This window comes from Citrobacter sp. Cpo142, from assembly GCF_030332425.1.
Lineage (GTDB): Bacteria > Pseudomonadota > Gammaproteobacteria > Enterobacterales > Enterobacteriaceae > Citrobacter > Citrobacter portucalensis.
Genome location: NZ_JAOWHW010000150.1, coordinates 1 through 12,598, shown reverse-complemented (window position 1 = coordinate 12,598; position 12,598 = coordinate 1). Strand labels below are relative to the sequence as shown.

Genomic DNA, 12,598 nt, shown 5'->3' with positions numbered 1-12,598 from the left:
TTTGAATGGGTTCATGTGCAGCTCCATCAGCAAAAGGGGATGATAAGTTTATCACCACCGACTATTTGCAACAGTGCCCTGCTATGTGCTATGAGCGGGCTTAACACAGGCAGATGTTGAAACCCAGCGGGGGGAGCCTTTTTCTCATAACAATGGCCCAATCATGTTGATTAATGTCTTTTTGGTCACTCGCACTCACTTGTGTACACCACGTAGAATGTCCTTACTCCAGACAAAAAGGTGAATGACCATGAAAAACTCAAATGAAAAACTTGTACATGATTTTTATCAGGCTCTTGAAGGTTATGATTTTTTAACCCTTAAATCACTTTGCTCCAGTGACTTTGTTTTCTATTCACAGATAGATAACCCCATTCATGGAGTTGACGGTTTTATCGCATCTGAAACTGCCACACTTGATGGATTCCGGGGCTTCAGCATGAAGCCTGAAGTTCTTATCAGTGAAGCGGATAAAGTCGTAGCTTATGTTGTTTTTGAAGGTATCCACAATAATGAAATGCACGGATATAAACCAACCGGGAAAAAAGTACGTATTTCTCTGATGATGCTGCTGACTATTGAAGGCGGTAAAATTAAGGAAAAACGTGCGCACTTTGATTATAACGATATCGTACGTCAGATTAGTTAATCTTACAGGAGAGTATGAAATGAAAAAGATAGCCATTTTGATAACCGATGATATCAGTGCATTTCATCTCTCCGTACCACTGGCAATTTTTGCAGATATTATCCCGGACCATTCATTATTTAACGTTGTTTTATGCTCCGTGCAGGGAAAGACTATAAAAACCTCACATGGTATGCATATTACACCGGAATATGACTTATCGGTGTTACGTACTGCTGACATGGTTATAGTTCCTTTCTGGCCATCGCCTGACATTGTACCGGAGCCACAGTTAACGGAAGCACTCCGGGAAGCTGCACAGCATAATGCCACCATTGTGGGTTTGTGCCTTGGTGCCTATGCTCTGGCCTATTCAGGACTACTGGATGCAAGAAACGCGTCGACACACTGGTTGTATGAGAGTGATTTTCAGTCACGGTTTCCGAATACCCACCTGGATATGAATGCGCTCTATGTAGCTGACGATAATATTATTACTTCTGCCGGTACAGCTGCGGGTATGGACTGCTGTCTGTATCTGGTCAGGGAGTTGTACGGGAGCAATATTGCCAATCAGATAGCAAGGCGAATGGTGATCCCGCCTCATCGGGACGGGGGACAGGCTCAGTATATTCAGATGCCTTTTCCATCTGCAACAAAGGATCGCCAGATAATTCTGCTGGTTGAAACGCTGCGCCAGGACCTGGCCAGACGCTGGACGCTGGATGAACTTTGTGAAGTCGTTAGCATGAGCCGACGAACCTTTACACGCCGCTTCCGACAGTCGACGGGCATGACACTGGTTGACTGGTTAACAACGGAGCGTCTGAGAGAAGCGCAGGTATTACTGGAATCTACAGCCCACTCTGTACAGAAGGTATCTGAGCTGGTTGGTTTTAGTTCCGCAACATCTTTACGGGAAAAGTTTATCGCAAAATTTGGCGTATCGCCGTCCGTATGGCGAAAAACATTCAGGGGTTCAGAAGCGATATAAAACTTCTGCCAGCTGGAAAGTAAATTAATCCTCTTACTGTGTTCTGTTAATACAGAACTGGAGTTCTATTATGAAATTTCATCAGATCCGTAACGCCACTGCAATTATTCATTATGCAGGAAAAAAAATCCTGATTGACCCGATGTTATCAGCAAAAGGTTCATTCCCTGGTTTTCCATTGACGATGAACCGCCATTTACGGAACCCTCTTGTTGACTTACCTCTTCCGGTATCAGAGGTTATTGATGTAGATGCTATTATTGTTACTCATACGCATGATGACCACTGGGATGCTGCTGCCCGGGCGCTGATCCCTCGCGATATGCTTATTTTTGTACAGAATACTGAAGACAAAAACGAACTGGCCCGCGATGGATTTATTAACCTACAAGTTCTTGATAATGAAATTGAATACGCCGGAATTCGCTTAATTCCAACTCACTGTCAACATGGTAGTGATGAGGCATTCCGCAACCCCGCTGCGGCAGAGCTATTAGGTGAAGCTATGGGGGTTATTCTCCAGTCTGATGGCGAAAAGACTATCTATATAGTTGGTGATACTATCTGGATTAATGATGTAGAGCAGGTTATGCATAAATATCAGCCTGATATCGTTATCCTGAATACGGGATATGCGCAGGTGGAAAATCTGGGGCCTATTATCATGGGTAAAGAAGATGTGCTAAGGACACATAACATACTTCCAAAAGCACATATTATTTCCACACATATGGAATCTGTAAATCATTTTGGACAAACCCGAAAAGAAATCCATGAGTATGTAGATCTTAATAAGATTACTGACCAGGTTAGTATCCCTGAAGATGGTGAAGTCGTTAATCTTTAATTATACATCCCCACAACTTTAATCAGGCAGTTACTCATTATGGTTTTACTGGTGACTGCCGGCCCTCTTAGCATTCGAAATTTTTTATGTCACCCGATTTAGTTGGGGGCAGTTTGGATATCGAAAATTATTGTACGTTAAGGTTAATTTTTGTTCAGCCCATCATCAATGGTGCGCTTGTGCCTCAGCTCCATAAAGCAGCCGTCTGCCAGATACAGAACCCGGTCTGCAGAGGCTATGGTTTCCGGGCGATGGGCTATCAGCAGGACAGGAAGCCCCAGCTGACGTAGTGTCTGGCTTATCTGAATTTCACTTTCAACATCAAGATGGCTGGTCGCTTCATCCAGTAATAAAAATCCCGGTTTCTTGTACAAAGCCCTGGCCAGCAGAATGCGTTGTTTTTGCCCTCCGGAAAGCCCTCCACCGGTTTCACCAATCAGCGTCTGATACCCCATCGGCATAGACATGATATCGCTGTCGATAAGTGCCAGTCTGGCGCACTGGATCATTCGTTCATGATTGCGGTCTCCACTGAAAAAAATGATGTTATCTGCAATGGAGCCCCTGAAAAGATGGTCATCCTGCAGTACGGTACCGATTCGCTGACGTACCTGAAAATAATCCGGGTGGGTATGCGGTATGCCAAATGCCCTGATTGTTCCCTCATCCGGGATGTGGATCCCCAGGATAAGCTTCACCAGTGTCGATTTCCCGCATCCGGATTGACCGGTAATGGCCATCACCTCGCCAGGATGGAGTGTCAGCGACACCCCGCGGAGTATCGGTTTATTCCCTCCCTTGTGGCTGAAGGTTATATGCTCAAGGGATAAAGGAACACGGGCATCGTCGGCCACATCCCCCCGGAATACGGACGGGAAGACAGAAGTATCATTGTCTTCCTGAGCGGGTTGTTGCTGATAGTCTTCTGTCGGGGTCAGCACAATGTCAGCCAGGCGTTCGTTGTAGATATCAAGCATACGCCAGGAAAAATACTTATCGGTCAGGCTGCTGATACTGGATGAAAAACGCATCTGGTAGGACAAATAAGCAACCAGCATGCCGACGGTGAAGGTACCGTTCAGTACTTCCCCGGCACCTTTCCACAAAATAATCGCTGATACCACGCTGCCGGTCAGGGTGTGTGCAATGTCATAGCACATCAGCTGACGGCTCTGTCGCAGCTGCGTATTCCTGCGAACAATGTTGAGGTTCAGCCAGGCGGCCTCACGGTGCGCTGTCACGCCGTTAATTCTCAGGCTCAGAATACCGTTGAGGGTTTCAAGAAAATGCCCGGACTCCCTGGCACCTGCGTCCCAGGCATCTTCTGCCGACTGTCGAAGGGACGGATACCACAACGCCCTCAGCACACCGTAGATAATGGCTGCCAGTACGGCTATCAGCGTCATTTCCGGACTGTACAGCAGCATCATACAGAGCGCAGTTATCACGAGCAACACGTCCAGAATACCTTCCAGTACCTGCGTGGTCAGCGCCTCCTGGATGGTATCCACGGCCTCAAAACGGGCATTGATACTTCCCTTACTGCGCGCATCAAACCAGCCCAGCGGGAGACGCACCAGATGATGGAAAACCCGGGCTGTCCACTGCATGTTAAAATTGACGGACAGAGTTATACTGGCCCACTGGCGTGCCAGCGACAGCAGCATCTGGGTCATTGACAGCAGCAGCAGGGCAATGATTATAACGGTCAGGAGACTTCGATCGGCGGCAACCAGCACTTCATCAATTACCAGCTGGTTGAGAAGTGGACTACTCAGCGTCAGGATTTCCAGCGCCAGGGCAAAAATGATGATGCGCGACATCGCGGCCAGCAGCCCGGGTGTCCTGCCTGTCAGTTGGCGCAGGCGAATTTTTTTTCTTTCATCCCGGGCGGTAAAATCACTGGCCGGCGTCAACTCCAGCGCGACACCGGTGAAATGTTTTCCTGCATCCTGCAGGGAGAGCGTTATCTTCCCTTTGTCCGGGTCGTGGATAACCAGCCTGCTCCCGCGAACTTTATAAAGCACGACGAAATGGTTCATGTTCCAGTGGAGAATGCACGGGAGAGAAAGGGATTTCAGGTCTTCCGGCTCCAGCCGGACGGCCCGGGAGGACAACCGGATACCGGCTGCACACTCTATCAGCCTCTGCAGGGTCATCCCCTGTGTGCTGATACTGAAACGTTCGCGCAGGGTGGGTAAATCTGTCTGCAGACCATGCCAGCAGGCCATCATGACCAGACATGCCAGACCACATTCCGCAGACTCTGTCTGCCGGATGAGGGGGAGCTGTTTTCTCCCGGTCCATTTAAGGGTATCCATTACAGTTTTCCTTTCAGGCTCCAGAGTGGCTCGGTCAGCCACTCCCACAAATGGCGGGTATCCAGGCTGACATCCCCCTCAAGGGTCATGCCGGGGCGCAGGGGTTCCTGTTTTCCATAAGCCAGAATGAAGGTATTCTCAGGTTCGACGATGACGCGGTAGTGCCCTTCATTCTCTTTCCAGGTCACAGGGGATACGGAGAGTAAATCCGAAGGGGTCAGCGTTGTACGGCTTATCTCTCGGATAGTCCCGTACTGAACGCCAAACTTCTGATAGGGGAATGCGGCGAACCGAAGTGCAACACGCTGCCCCGGCTGAATAAAACCGGCATTCTGACTGGTGGCATAGAGTTCTATCTGCAGACGAGCATTGTCGGGAACCAGAGTCATGACCGGTTCAGATGCCCTGACAGACTGTCCCTGTCTGATCAGCACGGCAGCAACGGTTCCGGATACCGGTGACGTCAGCGTAAAGTTCTCCTGTCCGGCCAGTTCGTCCTGCTGTTGCCTGATCCCCTGCAACTGCCTGTCCAGCTCAGCTTTACGGCTTTCCCCCTGAACGATGAGATGGTTAAGATCTTCTTCAGCAGCCTCCATTGCAGTGTGTAGTTGCAGAAGCCCCTGACGCTGATCCTCAACGTTTTGCAGTGACGTAGAAACGTCAATTTGCTTCTGCTGGTATTCGATATCTGATACGTAATGCGTTCCAGCCAGTTTTTTATAGCGCTCCATGACGGACACGGCCAGCGTGGCCTGATGCCCGGCAAGCGACAGGCGCAGCTCTGCACTTTTAATCTGTGGTTTCAGGGAGGCAATTCGCTGTAGTATGGCCTGCTGCTGCTGACTGTTGTCACGCAATTCCAGAGTCTGCTGGGAAGACAGCATGGCATACTGAGTCTTCAGGGACATGCTCATGGCTGCCAGTGTACCTGTGCCCTGCCCGTTGTAATGCTCGCCGCTGATATGGTAAACAGGCTCACCGGCAGCTACGTGCTGACCTTCTGAAACAGTCTGTCGGGTGACGTATCCGGCATATTGCGGTGTGATTTTCACCAGTCCTGATGAAGGCATCACTATACCTGTAAGATGAGCCTTGCGGGTATAACTACCATAATAAACTAATAATGAGACGCTCAGAAATATAAGTAATGTAGCAACGGCGCATATTGACATGCCAAATGACGCGGGTAAGACAATATCTCCGTACTCTGTATCACTGTTATGTTCTAATGCTTCCTCCCTGAATATACTCATGGTTATAAAATATTTTGAATATTTAATAATATAACAAAGGTATTCATGCCTGAATGTATTAACATAGGATAAAAAAGGGATCTGCTTTTAATTCTGACCCCTAATAACAGCATAGATACAACAAAAAGGACTGATTGATCCAGAACATTATAATACTGAAAGTGCATCAGAGAGAAAAACAAAGATGTTATCACACAGGGAATGATAATGTTTTCCTTGAAAATTGAACGCAGAAATCCAAAGGCACAGGCTCTGTATACGATCTCCTCATAGTAGGGTACGACCAGTGTCATCACTAAAACTGTTATCCAGTTTATCTGTGATGGTTCGTAATGATATAAATAGTCTCTGTAGCAGTAAACAGCTAACTGTATCAGAATAATTATAAGGAATGACAGGGCTGAAAATTTAACTGTAGCTGAGTCTGTTCTTATTTTTATTCTACACTCAGGAAATTCCTTTAGGTAAAATAAGTAAACAAGAGTTGAAATTAGAATCTCTGTAATGAACACAATGAAAAATGCAATATCCAGTCCAACATAACGCAGTGTAAAGGTTGGCGATAATGTTACAATAGTTGATATAATAACCACTGCAAGAAAAATAATAGCGCTGTATTTACTATATCTAAACTGGCTCGAACGTTCATCCATTACAAAACATCACTTTATGAAGGTTATTATTTTTGCTAAAACTATATCTGTAAATTTAGCAGTGGAAAACAAGGTGATCAATGTAATTACTATTTTTGAAAATTCCTCAGGCAACGAAAACCATGACAAATCAATAATGGAGGAACCACTTAATAGCGCAAAACCCAGTAATAAACTTAATATAAAAGACAATAATTTAATAAACACTGCAGTATCCTCCGTTGATACTTACTTATCGACTACAGGTACCACCGACGTTACTTCCTGAACAATTACTGGAACCAGCTCTGTTTCCGCCTCCGTTACCATTTCCTCCACCGGAGAGACACTGGCCGATAACTGCCCCACCAATAGTTCCTCTGGTCATTCCTACAGGACCACCTTTAATGGCACCACCAACCATTCCACTAAAGACAGCATTAGCACATTTAACTGTGCTCGGGTCACTGTAAATGTGTGTCGGTGCATTTCGTCCCAGTGAGTTACGGGCTCCGGTGTTACGACTACGACTTCCGCCTCCTTCATAATTACTGTTTGCGTTGCCACCACTGACTAATGCAATTTCATCAAAACTCAATTCTCTGATATTTGACATAAAAATCCCTCTTATAAATTTTAACATAAAGTGCTGTTTCACTATTACATGACCAAAATGTATGCACAAAGTGAATTTATGTAAATAAATGTAAATTTATTATCATGTGTTATTGAATGGAACTTGCATTATTTATTACTTATTGATTTAAAATCTAACTTATCTCGATGATATGCCTGGATTCGGCAAACCTGTGAAGTGCTGTAGCCTGTTGCTTCTGCCGTTTCACGGATGCTCAGTTTCTTGACCTCCCGGTAGTACAGAACTTTCTGATGTCGTTCCTGATCAGCCTGTTTGCCTCGATATTTCCCCAGTATATGGGCCCGTTCAATTCCCTGTTTTTGCCGCTGGCGGCGGCTCAGCCAGTCCTTATGCGACATCGCAGCCATCAGGTCGATAAGCATATTATTGATAGCTGTTATCACTGCGCAGGTGATTGGGTCAGTCTGTGAAGGGTCTTTATCTGACAGCGCCTGCCATGACGTGGGGACATCCAGGCTGACAATCCGCAGCTCATGTTGTTCTATCTGCTTTTTCAGCGTCATCCAGTCGCTGTTACTCAGACGGGTCAGGCGGTCTATCTGCTCGACCAGCAAAATATCACTGTGGTGACTGTCCATCAGTAAGCGTCCCAGTTCCGGGCGGTCAAGTTTTGTTCCGCTGATGTTCTCCCGGTAGTAACTGGCTATTTTATAGCCTCGTTCCTGAACGAACTGCTCCAGCATCTCTTTTGCCCGATCGGCGAACTGATCTTCCGTCGATGCCCTTAAATAAGCTCTGATGAACATTTTTTCACCGTGTTATCGCATTTAGGTTATTGCATTTAATCTATCGCATATAGGTTATTTCATTCATGATGTGCCGTCACGTTTTAGTTATAGCGTCAGGGTGTACCCTTATGCGATAAGCATTTTTGTTAAAAATACCGCACAGAATAATTTATGAAGGAAACTATATGGCAAGGAGGCAGATTCTTTCTCTGTCGGAAAGAGAATCATTACTGGCATTACCGGACGATGAGTTAACGCTGACACGAATGGCCTATTTCAGTGAACATGATCTGGCGCTTATCAGTGCTCACCGTAAACCCGCCAGCCGTTTTGGTTTTGCTGTCCTTCTTTGCTATCTGAAAAATGTCGGCTTTGCACCGGATAAAAAAATCCCACCCTCTGATATGCTGCTGAAGCATATCGCCAGCAGGCTAAAACTTACCGGGGATCTCTGGCCTGCTTACCTTTCCGGCAGGGAAACCACGCGACGCGAACATTTAACCGAACTGTACCGCTACCTTGGCGTAAAATCGTTCACCGGCAAAATACAGCAGGACTGTATTACACACCTGCTGCCGATGGCGACGCGCACCGATAAAGGTATTCTTCTGGCCGAAGAACTGCTGGTCTGGCTCCGGAAGAACAACGTGATAATCCCCGCGATTGATGTCGTGGAGCGTACCTGTGCGGAGGCCATGGCTGGCGGCGATGAAATCGTATTTCAGACCCTGAATGCCCCGTTAACTCCGGCTCACAGGGATGCCCTGGATCGTTTACTTGAGTCCTCAGATAATAAGTCTTCCAGACTGACATGGCTTCTGCAACCGCCGGGTAAAATCAATGGTAAGAACGTGCTGCAACACCTTGATCGGCTCAGTAGCATTGAATTGCTGGCATTACCTGAAGGTATAGATCGTACCATTCACCAGAACCGGTTGCTGAAACTGGCGCGGGAAGGCCGAAAGATGAGCAGCCGGGATTTGACCCGATTTTCAGCAGCCCGGCGTCATGCGATCCTGGTGTGCGTGCTGGAAGAAGCCAGAGCCACACTGACAGATGAAGTGATTGAGCTGCATGAACGCATGCTGAACAGCCTGTTCAGCAAAGCCAAAAGAACACAGGCTGAGCGCCTTCAGCAGACCGGAAAGCTGATCCAGTCAAAACTGAGGCAGTACATAGATATCGGCCAGGCACTGTTTGAAGCTCGTGATTCCGGTGGCGATCCATGGCTCGCAATAGAAAACATACTGCCATGGCCTGAATTTGTCGCCAGTCTGGAAGAAACGCGCCATCTCGCCAGAAAAAATAATTTTGATCCGCTGCATATTATTACTGAGAAATACAGCACATTACGGAAATATGCCCCGCGCATGTTGTCTGCTTTACAGTTAGTCGCCACCCCGGCAGCGCAACCTCTGGCTGATGCGCTGGTTGTGATCCAGGATATGTACCGGAAGCAGTCACGTAAAGTTCCGGCGACAGCGCCGCTTGAGTTTGTCCCTGAAAGCTGGCGCAAGGTGGTGATTACACCTGCGGGTATTGACCGGCAGTACTATGAATTTTGTGCGCTCAGCGAGCTTAAGGGGGCATTGCGCTCCGGAGACATCTGGGTTAAAGGCTCACGCCGCTACAAAAACTTTGATGATTACCTCATTCCCGAAAAGGACTTTGACAAACTCACACCGGCGCTGCCCCTGCCCGTATCAGCTGATAATCATGAGTACATTACCAGCCGTATGACTCTGCTTCAGTCCAGACTTGAAGAGGTCAATGCCATGGCAGCCCTTGGTGAACTGCCCGATGTGGAAATATCTGACAGGGGAGTAAAAGTCTCTCCGCTGGATAACTGCGTCCCGGTGCAGGTTTCACCGCTGGCAGAGCTGGTTTACAGCATGCTACCGCGCCCTAAAATCACGGAAATTCTCGATGAGGTAAACAGCTGGACGACGTTTACCCGACATTTTTCGCATATAAAAAACGACATTACCCGTCCCGATACCCGCCTGCTCCTCACCACCATCCTTGCGGATGGCATCAATCTTGGTCTGACCAAAATGGCGGAAGCCTGTCCCGGAAGCACCAAATCATCACTGGAAGATATCCAGGCATGGTACATCCGCGACGAAACCTATTCAGCCGCCCTCGCAGAGCTGGTAAACGCGCAGGGGAAAAGACCACTGGCGGCATTCTGGGGAGACGGGACAACGTCATCATCAGACGGACAAAATTTCAGAACAGGCAGCTCTGGCCGCTACGCAGGGCAGGTTAACCCGAAATACGGGCAGGAGCCTGGACGTCAGTTTTACACCCATATTTCGGATCAATACAGCCCGTTTTACACCTGCATAATCAGTCGGGTCAGGGATTCAACCCATGTTCTCGATGGCCTGCTATACCACGAAAGCGACCTGGAAATCAGAGAGCATTACACCGATACCGCAGGTTTCACCGATCATGTCTTTGCCCTGATGCATCTGCTGGGGTTTGCGTTCTGTCCGCGAATCAGGGATCTCCACGACAAAAAGCTGTTTATCAAAGGGAAAGCGGACCAGTACCCGGCGCTTCAGTCACTGATATCAACGACCAGCCTGAATCTGAAAGAGATCGAAATTCACTGGCGTGAAGTACTGCGTCTGGCGACCTCGATAAAGCAGGGAACCGTGACAGCATCTCTGATGCTGAAAAAACTAGCGAGCTACCCCAAGCAAAACGGACTTGCCAAAGCACTGAGAGAATTTGGGCGCATTGAGCGAACGCTATTTATGCTTGACTGGTTCCGCGATCCTGCATTGCGTCGGCGAGTACAGGCGGGGCTGAATAAAGGTGAGGCACGTAACGCACTGGCGCGGGCGGTATTTATGCACCGGCTGGGAGAAATCAGGGACAGAAAGCCTGAAAATCAGAGCTATCGCGCCAGTGGACTGACGCTTCTGACGGCTGCGATCTCGCTGTGGAATACTGTGTATATGGAAAGGGCGATCGATGCCCTGAAGCGTAAAGGACTAAAGATCAACGAACAACTGCTGTCGCATTTGTCGCCGTTAGGCTGGGAGCACATCAATCTGACAGGTGATTATATCTGGAAAAGCAACCGGATACCGGCTTCCGGTAAGTTTCGTCGGTTGAGACCAGCTAAAGTCGGAAGGTCAAAAAACAGCCTTAACGAATGGAAGGGACTTCCCCTGATTATGCGCCTGATTAACTCTTGTGCAATCATGGGGTACACATCGTCCCGGAGGAATTCGTTATGACTATCACGACTGTCGGTATCGATCTTGCTAAAAATGTGTTTGCTGTTCACGGTGTTGATCAAAATGGTAGAACTGTTCTGGTTAAGCCTAAAGTATCGCGTGCTGCACTTCCTGAGTTAATTGCAAGTTTGCCTCCCTGTGTTATCGGGATGGAAGCATGCTCCGGGGCTCACTACTGGGCAAGATTGTTTCGGCAGTATGGTCATGAGCCACGTCTGATGGCTGCTAAGTTTGTATCGCCTTATCGTATGGCCGGAAAATCAGGAAAAAATGATGCAGCTGATGCTCAGGCTATCTGTGAAGCTGTTCGTCGTCCGCATATGCGGTTCGTACCAGTGAAAGACGAAAGCCAGCAGGCCATGCAGTGTTTACATCGTACCCGTCAGGGTTTTATCGAAGAGAAAACAGCAACGTATAATCGTCTGCGAGGATTGATATCTGAATTCGGTGTCATCGCGCCACAAAGTGCTGATGCCCTGCGCCACATGGTTTCTGTGCAGAAGAGCTCTTTACCGCTTCAGGTTCAGCAATGTGTTGATGATTTGATGGAACACGTTGATCGCATTGAAGCTAACATCACTGAATATGACCGAATTTTGTCCCACATAGCCAAAACAGATCATCGCAGTCAGCGGCTGATGGAGCTAAAGGGCGTTGGTCCCACAACGGCCTGTGCACTGGTCGCCAGTATCGGTAATGCACATGATTTTAAAAATGGACGTCAACTGGCAGCCTGGCTGGGGCTGACGCCATCACAATACAGCAGCGGGGGAAAGTCGAAACTCGGCAGGATCACAAAAGCCGGTGATTCGTATCTGCGAACGCTTCTGGTTCAGGGGGCTCGTTCAGTGCTTATTGGCGCCGGGAAAAGGACTGACTCATTCAGCCGTTGGGTTTGTATGTTGGTTGAGCGCAGAGGGTACTGGCGGGCTGTTGTGGCCATCGCCGCCAAAAATGCGCGGCTGTGTTGGGCATCACTACATTACGGTGATGATTTCCGGCTGTACTCAGTCAACTAAAGCTCGAAGCTGTATAACCATCTGACCTGCAATTCGTTGATGATAAAGGGTTAGACCCCGTGAGGCCTATCTGGCTATTGTACAGGATATACGTATCCGCTTAACGAACAAGAACCTCACGCGCGTCTTTCATCAGGGCCCGAATCGATGACGATTCATCATGGCCGTTTATAGTACCGCAGTCTCTCCCCTTTATTTTTACTGAAGAGCAGACAGAAACCATAAATACCGGCTTTGACATGCCGGGGAAGTCCTTATAGTACAATA

8 protein-coding genes and 1 pseudogene are annotated in these 12,598 nt (G+C 47.9%); 5 read left to right on the top strand and 4 right to left on the bottom strand.

Annotation, left to right across the window (positions count from 1 at the left end; all coding sequences use genetic code 11):
• The first annotated feature begins 250 nt into the window (after window positions 1-250).
• The 3 genes from OGY18_RS26410 (at window position 251) to OGY18_RS26400 (ending at window position 2,469) form a co-directional block, all read left to right on the top strand.
• Window positions 251-649: an ester cyclase gene (locus tag OGY18_RS26410; RefSeq protein ID WP_000798353.1), complete on the top strand. Its 399-nt coding sequence runs from the start codon at window positions 251-253 to the stop codon at window positions 647-649.
• Between the two features lie 19 nt (window positions 650-668).
• A complete protein-coding gene (locus tag OGY18_RS26405) occupies window positions 669-1,622 on the top strand; it encodes a GlxA family transcriptional regulator (protein ID WP_071704451.1) in 954 nt (317 codons plus the stop codon).
• Between the two features lie 70 nt (window positions 1,623-1,692).
• Window positions 1,693-2,469: an MBL fold metallo-hydrolase gene (locus OGY18_RS26400; protein ID WP_001543759.1), complete on the top strand. Its 777-nt coding sequence runs from the start codon at window positions 1,693-1,695 to the stop codon at window positions 2,467-2,469.
• Between the two features lie 143 nt (window positions 2,470-2,612).
• Here OGY18_RS26400 and OGY18_RS26395 read toward each other — a convergent pair whose 3' ends face one another.
• From OGY18_RS26395 to OGY18_RS26380, 4 genes are all read right to left on the bottom strand, one after another.
• The gene (locus tag OGY18_RS26395; RefSeq protein WP_286554938.1) at window positions 2,613-4,790 is read right to left on the bottom strand and encodes a peptidase domain-containing ABC transporter; all 2,178 of its coding nucleotides are present in this window, start codon (window positions 4,788-4,790) and stop codon (window positions 2,613-2,615) included.
• Window positions 4,790-6,043 carry an HlyD family secretion protein gene (locus OGY18_RS26390; RefSeq protein ID WP_286554935.1) on the bottom strand — a complete coding sequence of 418 codons (1,254 nt, stop codon included), beginning with the start codon at window positions 6,041-6,043 and terminating at the stop codon, window positions 4,790-4,792. The genes OGY18_RS26395 and OGY18_RS26390 overlap by 1 nt, the downstream gene beginning before the upstream one ends.
• 2 nt (window positions 6,044-6,045) lie before the next feature.
• A complete protein-coding gene (locus tag OGY18_RS26385) occupies window positions 6,046-6,696 on the bottom strand; it encodes a CPBP family intramembrane glutamic endopeptidase (protein WP_001567322.1) in 651 nt (216 codons plus the stop codon).
• A gap of 723 nt (window positions 6,697-7,419) precedes the next feature.
• A complete protein-coding gene (locus OGY18_RS26380; RefSeq protein WP_001567320.1) occupies window positions 7,420-8,079 on the bottom strand; it encodes a recombinase family protein in 660 nt (219 codons plus the stop codon).
• 167 nt (window positions 8,080-8,246) lie between these two features.
• Between OGY18_RS26380 and OGY18_RS26375 the strand changes: the two are divergent.
• Together OGY18_RS26375 and OGY18_RS26370 are read left to right on the top strand one after the other, a co-directional pair.
• A pseudogene (locus OGY18_RS26375) lies at window positions 8,247-11,224 on the top strand (Tn3 family transposase).
• An 84-nt stretch (window positions 11,225-11,308) separates the two neighbouring features.
• The gene (locus OGY18_RS26370; protein ID WP_000156887.1) at window positions 11,309-12,331 is read left to right on the top strand and encodes an IS110 family RNA-guided transposase; all 1,023 of its coding nucleotides are present in this window, start codon (window positions 11,309-11,311) and stop codon (window positions 12,329-12,331) included.
• Window positions 12,332-12,598 lie beyond the last annotated feature (267 nt).